We start from the raw sequence: 16,414 nt of genomic DNA, 5'->3' as shown, positions 1-16,414 counted from the left end.
GGTCGCGCAGAGCGGGGGCGACGAACCGGAGCCGGGCGCCGTCCGGGCGCAGAATCGAGTGATAGTTGATCACGTCATCGGCGCTGGGTTGACTGCCTGGCGCATTGGCAGCCATGTAGGACGTGAGCAGGTTGCGAGGAAACGGATCACCGTTGAGGGCAGCCCACCGGGCGATCTCCTGGTGGGCGCGACGCACCTCGTCAGGGCTGGGTTGCGGCTCCGGGCAGGAGCGAGCGTCCCGCTCGGCAAGGCGAGCGAGCACTCCGCTCATAAGCCGGGCGAGGTCGTCGGGCAGGCGGTGTCCGCAGGACAGGAACTCCTCGCAGGCGAGTGCGACGATCAGTGGTGTGCACATCAACTCGGCGACACTGGGAAGGGCCGCAACACCCGTGGCGAACTCGGCGGCGCGCCGTTCGACCATAGCGACCTGGTCGTCGGGCACTTCCGCTGCGACCGCGGCGAACCACTGCTGGGCGACCTCACCGGCCTGGCTGGCGGTGAGCGGCTCCAGGTAGACCGTCGTGAAACCATGACCAGCTGGCCAGGCGGGGTCGAAGGTGCCTTCGCGAGCGGCGAGAATGACGATGGAGTCCGCGGCCGAGGCGATCAAGCCGGCGAGCGCGTCATGATGAAACGCGGCGTCGGATGCCTTGCAGAGCAGCGGCTCAAGGCAGTCAACCAGGATCGTGGCTCGTCCGGCTGCGGCGAGCTGCCCCGGCCAGTTGTGCGGGCCTGCGGTCATCGACGGGTTCATGAGTTCGGGCGCCTTGTCGACCGGCGGGACGGCTGGCTGCTCGTGCAGATCGAGCAGGAACGGCACGGTTAGACCCCAGCCCTCGATCACGTCCGGCCGGCTCGCAGGGCACGTCGAGCAGTAGCTTGCGCAGGGTCGTGGTCTTGCCGATTCCTGGCGGACCGGTGAGCAGAATTCGCCGGCGGCGCGCAAGAGCTTGGCGCAGCGGCAGTACCTGGCCGTCGACGCGCGCGTTCAGCTCCACGTAGGCGCGGGGAAGGCTGATCCGGCGGACATTCGCTGTCGCCAAGGGTGATTCGACCAACCGCATCCAGGCCAGCACGAGGCCGGCCCGTGATCGGTAGAACGGCCGGTATTGCTCGTCGCCGACGGCGGCCATGTTCGCGGCCAGGTTGATCGGCCGGTCGAACTCGGCGGTTAGCGTACGCAGCTGTTCGATGAGCACGCTGATCGCGATGCCCTGGGCCGCGTCGGAGTGCCGCAGTACGTCGATGAGTTGCACGCACACCGCCCGCAGAACCTCTTTGTAGGCCGGTGCGGCCTCGCCGAGATCGTCCGGCCGCCCCGGATCTTCGGCCCGATAGAACTTGTAGAGAGCCTCCGCGGAAAGCCGGCTCTTCTCGATCGCTGTCTTGCCGATCGGCACCCTCTCCAGGGTGATGCCGACGGCGGTGACCGCACCGGCCAGGTCACTGTCCGGGATCGTCGAGTATTCGTGCGGCTGCAACGCGCTGGTCGTGATGTTGTCGGCGATCTCCTCGAGCTGACGATTCAGCTTCCGCCCGGGCGGGTCGGACTGCTGGAAGAGCTTGAGGACCTCGCCGGTGGTCTCGCCGACGAGCGTGCCGAGCGGTCCGAAATAGGCGAAGAGTGTCTTGGCGACGATCCCGATGACCGTCAGCACGGCCTCGTCGGTGGCGGGTCGCCGCATCGGCACAAGCGAAGTCCTATCAGGAGTGAGACGGCCAGGGTACGAACCGTCGCGAGCGGTCACAAGCACCCGAATGGGTCACGTCCTCGGACCTGTCGGCTCGTCCGGAGGAGTCATTGCTCCGTGTTGCCTGTCTCCCGAATGGGGACGAGCGCCAGCCCTGTGTCTCTAGAAGATCCGGGGCGGTTCAAGAGGGCTGATCCCGGTGATCGAGCAGCTGAGTGACGTCCGCACTCCGACGACGTGGTGGCGGGGCGGTCGCTGCGGCCGGCGATGGGCGGACCGTGCTCTCCGCCAGCCGCAAGGCGGTCGCCGACCCGGGTGGCTGGCGGGCGGCGGACATCCGTTCCGAAACTAGGGCGCCCAGGCGTACCTCGACTGGGTCGGGCAGGGCCACCAGTGTCGGAGCCAGCAGCATGGCCACCCCCAGGAGGCTATGACGGGATGGGTACAGCGACAGGCTCATCCTGCCCGTCCCAGGCGAGCAGCATCTCGGCCGGCACAGCTCCGCCGTACGCGCGAATGACGGTGAACTCGACCTCACCTCCCGACAGGACCCGGGGAACTTCCTCCGGAGAGCGGATGAACCCTTCGGCGGGTCCGCCGGTCTTGACCCAGCGAACTCCGGTTGCCGACTTGGTGCCGATGTTCCTCAGCAAACAGCGGCTCTTGCCCGCTCGTTGGGTAACCCAGGCGACGTCTGGCGGTGGCGGTGGCAGTGCTGCCTCGGCGGCCGATGCCTGTCGCTCTGCGGCATCCGCAGACCGCTCCGCGGCAACCGCCGACTTGTCGGCGGAGTGGGCGGATGTTCGGGCGTACCTCACGCTCCAGCCAGAGACGAGCAGAGCGAGGGCCGCGATGATAATCGTGATGATGTCTGCAACATCCATGACGGCGAACGTAGCGGGTCGCTCGCTCTAGCGTCTTGCTCCCAGCAGCACGACCGGACGGCGAGGCGGATGAGCTCGACTACGGCTCGGTCCCGCGCTGCGAAGCGATACGCAGGCGGCGTTGTAGGACGAGGCGTCGCATCTGCTCCGCCAGCTCGGGCGGCGCATCGGAGACTGGCACGGAGGCGGCCGGTGGGCGGTCCCCCACCAGGCTTGGCCCAGTCGAGTTTCCTGCCGCGCTCCGGCGAGGAGACGCAGGTACGCCAGCCAGCCCCATCACGATGCTGTGCGCCATCGGCGGCCTGATGCGTTCCCACGACCACGCTGAAGCGGGCCGAACCCGTCGATCTGGGCGGCCTGCTCGCGCTGGCGGGCCTTCATCGCTTCGTAGAAGGCATGGTCATCACCCGTGATCTGCTCGTAAGCCTCGCTGGCCACGTACTTCACCGACTCGGCGAAGAGCGCGCCGTACTCGTCCTCGGCCGCGGCTCGTCGGAGCGTTCCGCGACCGCGCGGACCCTGACCGAGCTGCTGAACGAGGTTCGCGCGCTGCGCGCATGACGAACGACCGAGGCCGGAGCGGGAATCCGCTCCGGCCTCGGCAAGACAACCCGCTGCTCTACCACTGAGCTACAGCCCCATGTTGTGGAGCTGACGGGATTCGAACCCGCGCGCGACCGGGATGATCAGGAGCACCTCTCGGTGCTGATACCAGTATAGCAGGAATGTCCGAATCGCTGGATCGGCCGAGGGGTGAGCGACCAATCTCGGGAAGGACCGACATGGCCACCAGGCGCACCAGCACGGCAAAGCCGAGCACCGGCGCCCGCCGGTCAGCCGCTGGGGCGGACCTGTGGGTGGAGGGTGATGACAAGGGCGACTTCATTCGGCTCGGTGAGCGCGCCCTGAGGGTGCGTACCGATGACGACGAGGTGGACCTGGCCTACTACTTTGTCGATGACGATGCGGCCGCTGCCTCACCTGATCGGCTCGTGTTCCTCCTGCACGACACGTGGCCGCTGCCCGCCGACGCGGGCGGGTCGGAGACCGTCTTCAGCCACAGCGTTCCGGTCCGTACCGTCCGGCTGGCCCCGCCCGGCACGGACTGCACCTTCTCGGTCCGCCTGTGCTGGCAGTCGCCTGACCTATACCGGAACCTGGATTTGATCGGTGCCGTCCAGCTCATCGGCGAGGACGCGTTTATGGACGCGCTGACCACCGCCGCGCAGATCGCCGACCGCACCTCACGCGCCGAGAAGCTCGAGGTGCTGCGCAACGCGGTCGTCAACTCCGTGATGCCCGACGCGCCCGATGTCGACACTCAGCAGCTCTTCTTCGACATGATCGACCGGTTCACCCCGACCCACGTACGAATGCTGCAGCTGCTGTCCGACCCGCCTGGCTGGTTCGACCGCCACGGCACACCTCGGCCGAACAGTTCCATGGGTCCGAAGGCAGGCATCATCGAGGCTGGCATGCCGGAACTTGCCGGCCGTCGCGATCTGATCGACCGGTACGCCGGTGCACTCACCACCGCTGGCCTGATCAACCAGTCGCTCACCGGGATGATGACGGAGAACGGACTGTGGGCTCCGGCGACGACTCCACTCGGGGTCGAGTTCCTGGCCTTCATCGCGGACCCTGAGAGCAAGGTCGACTAATCCTCGGGCCGCTGTGGGCCGGCTGCGGGATCGTCGCGCGCGGGCTATGGCCACTACTGCTGAAAGATCGTGATCGGGCACGCCGCGCCGGGCCCGTGCAGGCGAGAGCATGGAGGAGACGTAGGTGACGGGTACGGCCTCGGACAAAGGGACGGCGGAGGCGTCGATCGACCCATCGTGGTGGGCTCCCGCGGTGGTAGATGAGAACGGCCTCTCACGCGGGAATGAATGCCCCGAGGTGCTTTCGCTCGACCTCGCCCGCCTGAGGGCTGAAGCTCAGGTAGATGCAGGAGAGGACAGCCTCAGGACGCGCGTGCTGGACGTGTTGGCGAAGGTGGCGTCCCCCATGCTGGTTCCCGACAACTGGGCGGAGCCGTACGCGCCCGCCGTGGAGATCGGGAATCGTCGATCGTTTGTCCCGGACGACTTGAGCAAACCGGAGCTCGAGTTGCTGACCCGCCTTGTGCCCCTCATCGAGGAGCCGGCCCTGAGGGCTAGGGTCGCTGACATCGCGTGGTCCTACGGCAACCGGGGCAACATGGACCTGCTGTCCGCTGCGGTAGATGCGTACCGCTCGGTGCCGCTTGAGCGCGACGCCTGGCTTGACGCGGGTCGTGACGGCTGGCGACGGGCGCTTGAGTTGTCGCTACGTCGGGGCAAGGCCGGCCGCCAAACTGTCATGGAGATGACGACGGAGCTGGCCGAGTTTCTGCTTGCCAAGGATGGCTCTGCGGGTTTCATGCTGACCGAGATTTCGGACCTGCTGCGCAAGGTCAGGTCCGTTGATCAGGCACCTCGGGATCTAGCCGACCACTTCGTGTCCCTTGCCGCTACTGTCGCTGGGAACCATCGCCTCAGGCGCGCGTACGAGCGCCACGCCTGTACCTGGTTCTCGCGGGCGGGCGAAACAGACCTTGCCAATGAGTGCATCGAGCGCGTCGCCCAGGCGTACATCGACGAGGCGGACGAGCGACTCGCGCAGGATAGGGGCGCGCTCATTGTCGGCACGTTTATCGAGAAGGCCATTGCGACCATACGTGGTCTTCCCCGGAGGTACCGCTCCGCGCGCGGTCTCGACGGCCAACTCCAGCAGCTGCGGGACCGGCTCGCTGACATCCGAGAGCTCTCGCTAGAGGAGATGATGCTCATCCAGTCAGACCCGATCGACATCACTCGCCATGTTGAGGATGCGCGCAAGGCGGTGTCCGGGAAGGAGCGACTCGAAGCACTCGTCAGTCTCGCAGGACTCGTGCCGCTGATCGACGCCACAAAGGCGATGGCCGACGAACGAGAGCGCATGCAAGGGAGCCTGTCGGGTCTGCTCGGAACCTCGACGTTCAGCACGGATGCACGCAAGGTCGCTGCTCGGGCGGGACTCGGTGTGGGCGAGCCGCCCGACGAGGCAGTCTTCGCCGAGGTGGTCCGGTCGTTCACGTGGAGGATCGACCTCCACGTCAAGGCACTCATCTACCCTGCCCTCGAGGTGCTGATGCTCGAACACCGCTTCGACACCGGATTCCTCACAGACATCTGCTACGAGTCGCCGGCCGTCCCCCCGGGGCACGCCGGCCTGTGGGCGCGTGGGCTGTGGCACGGGCTTTCCCGTGACTTCCCGTCGGCCACTTCGATGCTCGTACCCCAGGTCGAGCAGCTGGTGCGCGTCTACCTGAAGGCCCACGGGATCTTCACACTTTTCGTGGACGAGAACGGCGTCGAGACGGAGAAGGGACTCAACACCCTGCTTGAGATGCCGGAGTCGTCTCAGCTGCTGGGACCTGATCTCACCCTAGAACTACGTGCCCTGCTGTGCGAACAGCTCGGCCCGAACCTGCGCAACGACCTGGCGCACGGGTTGCTCAACGACCCCAAGTCGTGGAGTGCCGCAGCGGTCTACGCGTGGTGGTTGTGCCTGCGACTGGTGGTCCTGCCCTACTACCGCATGCTCCTGAAGGCGCAGGCAGAGGCAGGTTCTACGGGTGAGACAACGGACGTGGAGCGATCGAGCTGAGGGCCGCTGCGGGAGAGATCAGGTCAAGGTGCCGCACGGACCGCAGCACCACCTAACAGTGCGGGCGGCCTGCCAGGTGCATTGCGCGACGCCCGCCTTGGAACCGATCCTCCTAGGACGCTCTAGGTGGTGTGAGGGGCCTCCGGGTGCCGGCATCTGGCCGGCGTAAAACCGATGAGTACGACTAGTGATCGCTGTTCCGGAGGCCCCACGATCAGCGACGCCGGCCGGGGCGGGGAATGCCTTGTAGGCTCTGTCCAGGTCCTCGTCGGGTGAAGCAGACCAGCCGGTCGACGCGGTGGCAGAAAATGCGGCCCTTGGAGACCCAGTGCCGGAGGGCGGTTTCCGCGATCGAAAGCTTCGCCGCGGCCTCGGCGTACTCCCCGGCTACCTCGTCCTTCTCCTGCCCTCCGGTGCTAGGTGTGCGGTCAAACTGCTGGACGCTGGTGAGGTGCGGCGTCGGTTTCTCGCCGAGCGGTGGGGCAGCGCGAAGGTGGCGAAGACGCTGCTGGTCGACGCGACGGGCGCCGCCGCGGTTATGCCGGGCTTCTACGACCGGGCCGAGGAGGAGATGGTCGCCGCCTTGGCGAGCGGTGACCCGCGCGACGGGCAGACCGCCGGGATCGACCGGTTCAACCGGCTGCTGGTCGCGGGTTCGTCGCCGCTCACGAGGCTAACGCGTCGACCGTGGCGGCCGGGCGGTACTCCCGCCGAGAGCACCTGGTGCTGCCGTGGCTGGACCGCCTGGTGGCCGAGGGCCAAGAGCTGTCGGAGGCCGCGCGGCCACGGGCCCTGGAGCAGGAAGAGGCCGAGGCCGCGGCCGAGCTGGGGTACGACGACGCCGAGGGCTACGTGGAGGACGCCGAAGGCTTGCGGCCGATCAAGGACGTGCAACTGCCCGAGAGCGACGTGGAGCCGGCGGCCGAGCCGGACGATGCCGCCAAGCCGCAGGCCGAGACGGACCCGTGCCCGGACGGCGACTTGGACTCGGCCGGGGCCGGCGGCGAGCAGTGAGCGTGACCCCTGCCGGTCGGCCGGAGGGGCGTGACCCTAATTGGCTTAGATTGATGAGTGAGGAGCATCTGTTCCGTAGGCCTACGACGGCAGATAGAGGCTCGATGGCCGCGGCCCTTCGGATGACCATCGCTTGGTGGGCGGAGCCGGCCGCATGGTCAGGGCGGCAAGACCGCCGGGCACTCCGAGAGCATCCAGCGCGCGGTCGAGCCATGCCGGTTCATCAGCGCACATCTCAGCCATGAGGAGATACTGCCCCGGCACGGCCAGGCGACGGTGGACGACGACGCTCTCGCGCATCAGGCCACCTGGCAACGTCCGCCGAAAAGCTACGCCACGGTGGCCGACATGATCGATGTCGCTACCGGGAGTGCCGACTCGCTGCTGGCCGGAGGTGAGGACCACACCCAGGACATGCGGATGAGCGTCGAACAATGGGTCCAGGGCCTGGCGAAGTGCCTCCTCCTTACGCGGCAGAGAGTCCTGGGCAAACGCGGAGAGCGGCCACAGGGCACCGGCGTCCTCCAACCACAACCAGGCTGCTCCAGCTGCCTCCGTCTTGACGGCTTTCGCCACAAGCGCACGCAGCAGACGAGGGCCCTGATCCGCCGCCCATACCGGGCCAGAGACCACCGTCCCTGCCGGCGCCGGGCCGGGTCGCACGGTGAGAGTCGCATCTTCCAACGCAACCTCGACGGTTGCGCTGTCTGCCGCGGACTTCTGCGCGGCGGAGCTCACGGCTTCCCGCCACTGATCGGTCGGCTCGTGTGCCAGTTCGCCGTCAAAGTGCACCCCGTGCCGGTGCTCGAGCTGCCGGAGAAACGCTTGCGCCTGGTCCACCTGCTGGTTGTACTCCAGGAACTTCTTGTCCGGCCCGAGCGTCCGCAACTCAAGGAATACGTCGCTGCTGGCGCGAACCGCCCGCAGGTCTCCCGGACCGCCTTGGGGCTTGCTGGGCTCCAGCATCACGCTGGCGCCGGCCACCTTCGCCTGCACCGCGAGCCTCGCCAAGGCAAGGTGGTGGCGGAATTCGTCGGCGACAGGGTTCGCTCGGAGGTTTCGGCGCAGATGGCCGACGCCCGGAGTCGCGGCATCAACCAGGTACTGCAGACGCGCCCACAGCCCCACCACGTTTCCGAAGGCACCAATGCCCATCAACGAGGCGAAGTATGGCCCCATGGTCGGACCAGCTACACCGTTGGCGGGCCGCACGGCCTTGTGCAGCCAACCTGGCCCGAAGAACGCTTCGAGATCATCGATCATGCGAGACACCGTCTGACGACCCAGTGGTGTCAGGTAAGTAGCCTCTGCCGGATCACCGACCGCGATGGACCAGTCGAGCTCACGGCGGCCTGCCTCTACGTCACGCCATCTGTCGTTCACAAGCCAAGCATTCTCAACGCCGCCACCGATTTTCTGTCGCCCCGGCCCCGGGAGCCTCGGTCACATTCAGGCCGCGGCTCCTTTCGACCTAGTTATCGCTCAGGCCGTGCGGGAGCGTGCGGCGGTCGGATCACGTCCGGCGCCAACGCGCGCGAGAGCCAGACAGTTAGCCGTTGGCAGTGCGACCCGCGGCGCGGGCCACACTCCGTGTCCCGAAGCTGATGGTGGGGCTTCCTACCATCAGCGCGACATCGAGCCCGCTGAAGGGAACTCGCGGTGTCGGTGGCGGACGAGCCTGACGAGATCATCATCCCGGCGGTGCATCGAGGCTGACGAGTCGCCGTAGCAAGCCGTGATCCGAGAAGGTGTCGGCTCCGCCTGAAAACTGACCACGTGGTTCCGGCTGCATCGGGAGCACGTCCTGTCAACGAGGGGGCCGTGGGAGCGGATCGGGAGCGACCTGAGCCTAACGGTCGCTGGCCGGGCGTCGGCGTCAGCCAGGGTCGCTCGGGTAAGCGGCCAGGATTTCTGACGAACGATCTGCAGGACGGTCCGTCTCAGCCTGGCCGCAGCAGCACGGTCACGGGCCCGGGGTCGGGGGGAGCAGGTTGGGAGCAACAGGGTGCACTGAACGGCCTTCAACCGCACCGAACGGCACCCGACCGCACACAACTGCACCCACCCCGCCTGCGTCTTCTCGTTTCCGCAGGTCAGAGTCGGTGCAGCGTCCTGTTTCCCGCGGAGTGCTCTGCGGTTCTGCGTAGCAGTCGACAGGGCTCTATGTTGCCTGGTAGGGGAGTGTGTGCAGGTCAAGGCGGTAAGGAGCCGTTGGTTGGCCTGGCCTTGCAGATGGGAGCAGATTGGGTGCAGGTTGGCGAAGTGGTCACCGCGCCCGAAGTGCTCTCCGACGCAGGACGCAGACGAGGGCTTTGACCTGTGGTGATGCGGTCAATTGGTGCGCCGTGACCTCCCAGTGGATACCGAAGTGGTCGGCGCCCCCTGCTCCCCGCGTTGCATCAGCCACCCGATCACGGCTGGCTGATCGTCACCCAGACAGGTCTCCTGTACGTCGATGTTCGAGCGCACAGTCCCGCCGTGCCGGACCATTAGCTGGTCCCGTTAGCTGAGACACCGATCCCACTGGCGATCCCGTGACCAGCGCATCCTCTGTGATGACCCCTTCGGCGGACCCGAAGATGGCATGGTGCTCGCAGTCATCAGTCGGGCGACGTCTCCTCACGTCGATGAGCGGATGTCCGGTGACCCTGCCGCGGCAGTGATCATACCTGTGGGCAGGACACTCATACTGGGGCGTATGGCCCGGGACGCTTCGTCGGTTGACGCTGTTCTGCGCTTCACCGCTGCCCTGCACGAGATGCGTGGTCGGCTACTCGCCGACTTGTCCCCCGTCGCAGACATCGCGGATCTTCTGGCGGCGGTCCGGTCCCGCCGGGAGTTGCCCCGGGAGGGCCTCACTTGTAGCGACATCGAGTACACCGTCCACGGCGCGGGCTGCCGGATGATCAGTTGCGCGGGCTGCCGGATGATCAGTTCCGACGGCAGGGAGGTCGACGTCGATCTGGTCACCGATCCGCTGCTCGGGCGCGAGATTGAAGCATTCGATGCCTGGCGAATTCGCTGGTTCCTCGACGAAGCCGCCGACGACGGCTACAGCAACGAGGACATCGTCGTGGCCTGCACCCAACTTGTTCGAGAGGGTTACCTACGAGAGGTGGTTGAAGGCCGCTGGTTCGCGCTGCCTGACCGCTCCGCCGGCGTGAGTCACCCACACAGAGCAATCCACCGCCGTCCGTCTTGAAGCATCGTACCTCGCAGGTGTCCGGATCTGCCGCTGGTTGTGAAGGCGTGTGCGTCACTGTCGGTGTCGGCTACCAGTGGGCGAGGCCGCCGCCGGGGACAGCGACGAAGCGGAATCCCCGGAATCCCGGCGGCGGCATACTCGTGACGGTGAACGCCTCGTACTGATCGTCCGGCTCGACGACGAGGACGGCGTCGTCGGCGAAGGTCAGAGTCAACCGACCGTCCTTGCGGATCTCGGCGGCCGTGACCTGTGCTTGGTGCCGGTCGAGCAACGGTGCCAGACCTGTTGACGTCGACGGGTCGAACCGGCTTTCGGTGCCGGGTGCGCCGTAGGAGAACCCGGTTTCGATACGGATCTCGATCCACGCCTCGACTATGAGCGTGAATGCAAAGTCGATCCGCAGCTGTGTCACGACGCCGTCGCCGACCGGTTGCGTCACCTCCGCCATCCGGCAGCCCTTGAGGGCCTGGCCGCGGCGCCGCAGTTGCGGGAGCTTCTGGTCGCGGCGCCGCACCTGCCAGTCGACGCGGTCGTCCCCTTCGTTGGTCACCCGACACTCGAACGCGCCGGGATCGTGCTGGGCAGCCGACAGCGCGACCGCGAGGCCGATGACCTTCTGCGGCTGCCACCACCACGCCCAGACACGCAGTTCGCCGCGCTGCACGAACTGGCCCGCATCCTGTAACCCCGGCCCCTGCACCTGGCAGCGGTGCTCTGCCCACTTCGGCAGATCCGACGGCGACAGCGATGGTGCTCCCGGTTGTCAGTCGGGCAGCATCCACACAGTTCGTATTGAGTGCATCGCTAGTTCGTCCGCCGATCACGGCTGGCGTGTCGGCCAGATACCCCGCCGGACGAGGCGGTCAAGGTAATCGAGCAGCTTCACCTCGCTGTGAGCGAGCCTCTCGCGCTCAGGCGTCGGCAGATCGGCAAACAGGTCCCAGAGGCGTTCGTTCCGCGGCACCAACACCATGGCACTGGAGTACTCGCGGCAGATCGAGCACCACGCCAAGCCGACGCAGCGCTCGTAGAACCTGTCCGAGGGCGCGTAAGAGCGGTACCTGTAGGAGGAGATCTCGCCGGCACACGCGACGGCGTCCCCACCACGGAACCCGTGAATCGTGCTGACTTTCGACCATGCCCACCTGGCAGACCTGTGCCCCATGGCTTTGATCTTTCCTGGTCGCCAGCCCAGGCCGCCATCCTGATCTGCCAATGATCACGCACTCGCAACGGGGAGCCGCTCCCCGCCGGCCGTGCGGGGATGACAAGGGTTCCTGTGCGCGCTTAACGTGCACTCGATGATCCGACCCGCGTTCGTGGACGCCGCCGAGACCGCCATGGCCGCAATCCGATACTGGCCGAGCAATGGTCCTCGCCCAGCGCCCTGCCGGACTTCTCCATCGGCGGCCTCGCGGCTTCGACCGGGCGGTGCGAACCGTGGCTCGGGGGAGCAGGTTGGGAGCAACAGGGTGCCCTGAACGGCCTTGATCTGCGTCCAACGGGACCGAACGGCGCTCAACTGCACCCACCCCTGCCTGCGGCCCCACGTTTCCGCAGGTCAGAGTGGCTGCAGCGTCCTGTTTCTCGCGGAGTGCTCTGCGGTTCTGCTATGTAGTTGATAACTTTCTATGTCGCCTGGTAGGGGAACGTGCGCAGGTCAAGGCGGTAAGGAGCTGATGGTTGGCCGAACCTTGCAACTGGGAGCAGATTGGGTGCAGATTGGCGAAGAGGTCACCGCGCCCGAAGTGCTCACCGACGGCGGACAGAGACGAGGGCTTTGACCTGCGATGATGCGGTGGAGCGGTGCGGCGTGACCTCCCAGTAGAGGTCGAAGTGGTCAGGCGTCCTGCTGCCGGAATGAGTGGCGCCAGCCGGCGTCTCGGGCCGCCTAACGCCACGCCTGTAGGCGTGTGCTGTAGGTCGATGTGAAGCGTTGTGGGGGCTTGCTGGGGTCGGCCGCGGTTCCGTCATTTGAGACTCCGATCCCACAGGCATCGCCCTGACCAGGCGCTTCGGGGTGGTGACCTCCTCGGCGAACCCGAAGGGGTCGCCAGGCATCGACGGTTGATCTGGAGGCGACCCTCCGTCACCCCCGTCACCCCAGAAATTGAGCCTCGGGCGCGATTCCGGATGTAAGGGCGTGACTGGCGATCAGGTCGCACTCGATCTCGAGCAGTTGTGTCGGGGAGCAGCCTGGCAAGCCTGCCCAGGAACTTTCGAGGGGTTGGCTGAACGCGGCGCGTTGCCGGTGGCCTCCACGTTGGCCCTTGGCGGCATGAGCGGCCAGTCGGGCCCGGATCAGCCCTTGGCCGATGTACGCGAGGCGCGCCTGACCAGGTCGGCGGATTCGGTAGACGCCCACCATCGGCTCCGCCACCGGCCTTGAAATCCAGGAACTCCAGGGAAGCTGGGCCCAGTCGAGGGCCGCCGGAGCCCGACCAAGGTCAAGGACTGAGCCGTGATCGGCAGGCCGGGAAGCGCGAGCGTCCTGGTAACCACGCGCCCGGCGGCCTGCCGTTACGAGCGCCGCGTTGTTACCTGTGGACTTGACCCACCCGTCCGGCATGCGTCCAAAGTTGGCCGTCGGCGAGCGACCGAATCGCGCTCGGTGCTTGGAAAGCACCACGCACTCCGCCGTCTTGCGTTCCCTGACGTCCCTGGCGAACTCCGCGATGGAGAACTCGAAAGTGGCGCCTTCGGCGGTGCGCATGACCCAGAGGCAGGGGGCGGCCGTGTGGGGGTCGTTGTACGGCATCTCCTCTCGATAGAGAACGCATAGCTGACCGAGTCGGCGTCGCAGCTCACCGGTCTGCCCTACGTAGGCGAGGGAGCTGTCACCGATCCGCCTCACCTGGTACAGCCCCGGGCCTCGTGGTGCTTGGAGACCAGCGGCGCGATCGTCGAGCGGAAGCCAGCCGCTCCAGGCAAGGGCCGGCGCGGTCAGGGTCGGACTCAAAGTCGGCCACCTGCACGGAAATGGTCGACGGTCCCTTGCACCTGCTGGATCCAGAAAGCCTCTCGGGCCTGTTTCGATGCACCCTTCTGGAGTAGGGCCATGTCCTGCGCGAGCTGATAGAGCCCTGGGCCGGCGTCGTTCGCATGAAGGTGAATCACCAGCGCCGAGATCATCGCCCGTATGACCGGATACGTCTCCTGTACGATCCGGCCCAGCAAGAAGCGGCGCGGCTGCAGCGATACGTGTGTGTCGCTCCGGTCGGACCGGACTTCCGTCTCGAGATCCCCACGAATTTCGCACGGCGTGCATCCCCGTTGCTTCTCGGCAGGCAGCCGTCCGTTCTCACAAGGCGGCAGCGATCCGATCGAGGACGGGCACGCTGCGATCTCCGCTGACCAGTCGTGACTCGGCGATCGGGAACGGCGCATCTGACCGCACGAGTTCCAGAACTGACACGTACCCTGCATCGGCGGACAGGAAGAGGTCGCAGTCGACCAGGTAGGAGCTGTGCTGTTCGTCGAACGGGTTCCCTCTTGTGATCTTGAAGCTGGTTTGGGCGAGTCGGGCCGCCCATCGAATCCAGTTACGCCGCATCGCCTTGATGGCGACCTCGCTGAACCAGAAACCAGTGAAGGCGGAGCGACTGGAGCGCAGCACCCGCAAGTCGACGTAGGCCCCGACCCAGTCGGCGAACGTCGCGTCCTCGCCGCTCAAGACTGCTCGATTGCCTACAACGGCGAGCTGATGCCAGTACAGGTCCCGGCATTCAACCCGCCACATCTCTACCGATTCACCGGACCAGCCAGCGAGATACGACTCCGGGGCATCGGCTACAGGCGTGACAGTCACGGCTGTGAGGGGTCTGATGGTGAACTTGACCTGCAGCATCTCGGTGCGCTGCTCGCGCTGGCGTCGCACGAGGTAATCGGCTTTCGGACGCTGGTGGCGCACCTCGTGATCATGCAGCGACTGTGAGTCGTGCAATGCCTTGCGCCACATCTGCTTCGTCCACAAGGTATGAAGAGACGCCGCTCGGGCGGTGTCTGGCATCGAGCGCAGCCAGTGCGGCCGATGCTGACGAACCTCCGAAATTACCTCCGCCGACTCTGACTCCGCTTCGGTCGCGAGTCGCCGACGTGGACCGGTTCCCATCGCGCTGATGATCCGCTGCCGCGCATGCGGCACTGGAAGCCGGATGACCTCCATCAGGGTGCTCGGTGCCACGACAACCTCAAGGTCGTGCGCCGCCATCAGACCATCGAACGTGTGAGCCACCCCTTCGTCGCCGATGGAGGACCAGAGATTGGTGTCTAGCATGACGCGCACGATGAGAATGGTGGCACAGGCTCCGCTCGTCGCGCCCGTCAGATTTGGCGCGACCGGCTGCGCCCATCACGTATGCCGGACCGCAGCAGGCTGCTCTCCGCAGCCCGGCCTTGGCGATCGCGGACTTGCGGTTCGCGGCCTGGTTGGAGTGGATCACGCCCTTGCTGACTCGAACGGTGCTGCCACCAGCTTCTGCTGCCGTCTGGTGTTCGTTCCGTGGAACTCCACGGTCACGTGACACCGGCCGTTATTCATCAACTCGCCAAGCTGCGGCGGTGCCGGTGTACTGCCACTGCACCCCGACCGAGCACACGCCCTTCTTTAGGAACCCGGTCTCGTCGGTGACCAGCACCGAATCGGGGTGCCCGAGCTGCTCGACCAGCCACGAACGCACGTCGTCGCGCACGGCATCGGCGTCCCACACCGCCGTGCGCAGCAACCTCCATCGCCTGCGGATCATCGTGACCTGCCCGGTCCGCGAGCGACCAGCAGGTTTTGCGTTCAGCGTCCGACAACAGCCCTTCCACGAACTGCCCGGCCGTCCGGCGTGGCTCCACCCGTGTGGACCGGGCAGCGACACGCGTCACCGCCTCATTCAGGATGACCCGCCACCTGGCAGGGTCTACGCTGTGGCCCTCGGCCACCGCACGATCTTCGGTTGTCCTCACAAACCATCGATGATCAACGCGTTGGCCGTCCTTATGCCCCCCACGCCCAACGCCGAAGCCAAATGACGTTAGAGTGCTAAGCCGACTCGGTTTGGTCGAGCTCGACGGCATGGGTTCCTGCAGTCCCATGATGAGATGTCTGTTCCGAGAAGTCGGAGCTAGTCATCACCCGATGGACGAATGACGAGCGGATCAGTCTCGTGGATACCGTATACATGAATGAGGGTATCAAGAACGTTCTTGGCGATGTCGATGGAGAACGTTGTGCGATCGCCAGGGAAGGAAAAGTCCTGGTGAAAATTTGGCGCATACTTATCTGGCGGTTTCCAACCATGCTCGGATAGCAACTCTTCCTGAGCCTGAGAAAGCCGATGCCAAGGGGCGAGGAAGCGCGACGACACCAGCTCAACGTACACCCCGTCCACACTGCGCATGAATTGAGCGTAAATGCCCTCTATGCCGTGAACATCCAGAATGAAAAAGTTGCTATCCCTCTTAGGCCGCCACTTCGGCTTCGCCGCCAACCACTCGATTGCTCGTGCGATGAGATCTATGCGCTCTCGAATGAGCTGTCGCCGTAAGGCCACACCGACTGAGGCCTGGCCAGCATCGCTTGAATCGAGACCTAAGAATTGTGCACGAATCGCCCGCATCTTGGGCTGGTCCAAGATGGCGACGATCCGTTCTAGGTGATAGATATCGCTCTTGCCGCCTGCAGTGGCCCGCAATTCGGCACGTTCCGATAGTGAGAGTTCCTGGTTGCACACGAAGGTGATTCCATCAACGCCATTTGCTGCAATACCTGCGGAGTCGTCGGCGAATTTGCTCTTGATTGTCGTGTATGACTGCCGACCACGAGGGAAATACACGGCCATGATCCAGCTCATTCCATCACGATGCATAACGGCATCTTTCTTGCCGTCAGGCCCACCCAAAGGGTGACTAGGGTCCAAACGCTCATACCCTTCGCTGAGCACAACCTGAGCCGCTAGGCGCTC

At 65.8% G+C, this 16,414-nt stretch carries 13 protein-coding genes; 4 read left to right on the top strand and 9 right to left on the bottom strand.

What is annotated here, in order from left to right; genetic code table 11:
- Nucleotides 1-674: 674 nt before the first annotated feature.
- The 3 genes from KBX26_RS33170 to KBX26_RS10300 all read right to left on the bottom strand — a co-directional run bounded on the left by KBX26_RS33170 (nt 675) and on the right by KBX26_RS10300 (nt 3,022).
- Nucleotides 675-1,685 (bottom strand): hypothetical protein, encoded by a 1,011-nt coding sequence (locus tag KBX26_RS33170; RefSeq protein WP_374224251.1) that lies wholly within the window; start codon nt 1,683-1,685, stop codon nt 675-677.
- A gap of 434 nt (nt 1,686-2,119) precedes the next feature.
- Complete coding sequence (locus KBX26_RS10305) at nt 2,120-2,575, bottom strand: hypothetical protein (protein ID WP_210865299.1); 456 nt, start codon at nt 2,573-2,575, stop codon at nt 2,120-2,122.
- Between the two features lie 276 nt (nt 2,576-2,851).
- Entirely contained in the window at nt 2,852-3,022 is a 171-nt protein-coding gene (locus KBX26_RS10300; protein ID WP_210865298.1) for a hypothetical protein, read from the bottom strand.
- Between the two features lie 335 nt (nt 3,023-3,357).
- Here KBX26_RS10300 and KBX26_RS32240 point away from each other — a divergent pair, with 335 nt between their 5' ends.
- The 3 genes from KBX26_RS32240 to KBX26_RS10285 all read left to right on the top strand — a co-directional run bounded on the left by KBX26_RS32240 (nt 3,358) and on the right by KBX26_RS10285 (nt 7,258).
- Entirely contained in the window at nt 3,358-4,236 is an 879-nt protein-coding gene (locus KBX26_RS32240) for a hypothetical protein (protein WP_247680443.1), read from the top strand.
- Nucleotides 4,237-4,360: 124 nt separating this feature from the next.
- Nucleotides 4,361-6,244 (top strand): DUF4209 domain-containing protein, encoded by a 1,884-nt coding sequence (locus KBX26_RS32955; protein WP_210865297.1) that lies wholly within the window; start codon nt 4,361-4,363, stop codon nt 6,242-6,244.
- A gap of 687 nt (nt 6,245-6,931) precedes the next feature.
- Entirely contained in the window at nt 6,932-7,258 is a 327-nt protein-coding gene (locus KBX26_RS10285) for a hypothetical protein (protein WP_210865296.1), read from the top strand.
- 81 nt (nt 7,259-7,339) lie between these two features.
- On the opposite strand, the gene KBX26_RS10280 is transcribed toward KBX26_RS10285, so the two are convergent.
- Nucleotides 7,340-8,521: a hypothetical protein gene (locus KBX26_RS10280; RefSeq protein ID WP_210865295.1), complete on the bottom strand. Its 1,182-nt coding sequence runs from the start codon at nt 8,519-8,521 to the stop codon at nt 7,340-7,342.
- Between the two features lie 1,435 nt (nt 8,522-9,956).
- On the opposite strand from KBX26_RS10280, the gene KBX26_RS10275 reads away from it, so the two are divergent.
- Nucleotides 9,957-10,460, top strand: a complete 504-nt coding sequence (locus KBX26_RS10275; RefSeq protein ID WP_210865294.1) for a hypothetical protein — start codon at nt 9,957-9,959, stop codon at nt 10,458-10,460.
- Between the two features lie 70 nt (nt 10,461-10,530).
- Here the strand turns inward: KBX26_RS10275 and KBX26_RS32950 are convergent, their stop codons facing one another.
- The 5 genes from KBX26_RS32950 to KBX26_RS10250 form a co-directional block, all read right to left on the bottom strand.
- Nucleotides 10,531-11,127: a DUF6188 family protein gene (locus KBX26_RS32950; RefSeq protein WP_210865293.1), complete on the bottom strand. Its 597-nt coding sequence runs from the start codon at nt 11,125-11,127 to the stop codon at nt 10,531-10,533.
- 1,434 nt (nt 11,128-12,561) lie between these two features.
- Complete coding sequence (locus KBX26_RS10265) at nt 12,562-13,221, bottom strand: hypothetical protein (protein WP_210865292.1); 660 nt, start codon at nt 13,219-13,221, stop codon at nt 12,562-12,564.
- Nucleotides 13,222-13,764: 543 nt separating this feature from the next.
- Nucleotides 13,765-14,739, bottom strand: a complete 975-nt coding sequence (locus KBX26_RS10260) for a hypothetical protein (protein ID WP_210865291.1) — start codon at nt 14,737-14,739, stop codon at nt 13,765-13,767.
- 256 nt (nt 14,740-14,995) lie between these two features.
- A complete protein-coding gene (locus KBX26_RS32225; RefSeq protein ID WP_247680442.1) occupies nt 14,996-15,208 on the bottom strand; it encodes a transposase in 213 nt (70 codons plus the stop codon).
- Nucleotides 15,209-15,574: 366 nt separating this feature from the next.
- Nucleotides 15,575-16,303, bottom strand: a complete 729-nt coding sequence (locus tag KBX26_RS10250; protein WP_210865290.1) for a hypothetical protein — start codon at nt 16,301-16,303, stop codon at nt 15,575-15,577.
- Nucleotides 16,304-16,414 lie beyond the last annotated feature (111 nt).

The sequence above is a fragment of the Micromonospora sp. C97 genome, from assembly GCF_018070385.1.
In the GTDB taxonomy this organism is placed as follows: domain Bacteria; phylum Actinomycetota; class Actinomycetes; order Mycobacteriales; family Micromonosporaceae; genus Micromonospora; species Micromonospora parva.
This window is presented reverse-complemented; position numbering and strand designations above follow the sequence as displayed.

What these genes read in the sequence shown, in the direction of transcription:
- KBX26_RS33170 (WP_374224251.1), bottom strand. Translation starts at nt 1,685, where the DNA reads ATGCGGCGACCCGCCACCGACGAGGCCGTGCTGACGGTCATCGGGATC.
- KBX26_RS10305 (WP_210865299.1), bottom strand. Translation starts at nt 2,575, where the DNA reads ATGGATGTTGCAGACATCATCACGATTATCATCGCGGCCCTCGCTCTG.
- KBX26_RS32240 (WP_247680443.1), top strand. Translation starts at nt 3,358, where the DNA reads ATGGCCACCAGGCGCACCAGCACGGCAAAGCCGAGCACCGGCGCCCGC.
- KBX26_RS10280 (WP_210865295.1), bottom strand. Translation starts at nt 8,521, where the DNA reads ATGATCGATGATCTCGAAGCGTTCTTCGGGCCAGGTTGGCTGCACAAG.
- KBX26_RS10275 (WP_210865294.1), top strand. Translation starts at nt 9,957, where the DNA reads ATGGCCCGGGACGCTTCGTCGGTTGACGCTGTTCTGCGCTTCACCGCT.
- KBX26_RS10265 (WP_210865292.1), bottom strand. Translation starts at nt 13,221, where the DNA reads ATGCCGTACAACGACCCCCACACGGCCGCCCCCTGCCTCTGGGTCATG.
- KBX26_RS10260 (WP_210865291.1), bottom strand. Translation starts at nt 14,739, where the DNA reads ATGCTAGACACCAATCTCTGGTCCTCCATCGGCGACGAAGGGGTGGCT.
- KBX26_RS32225 (WP_247680442.1), bottom strand. Translation starts at nt 15,208, where the DNA reads ATGATCCGCAGGCGATGGAGGTTGCTGCGCACGGCGGTGTGGGACGCC.
- KBX26_RS10250 (WP_210865290.1), bottom strand. Translation starts at nt 16,303, where the DNA reads ATGAGCTGGATCATGGCCGTGTATTTCCCTCGTGGTCGGCAGTCATAC.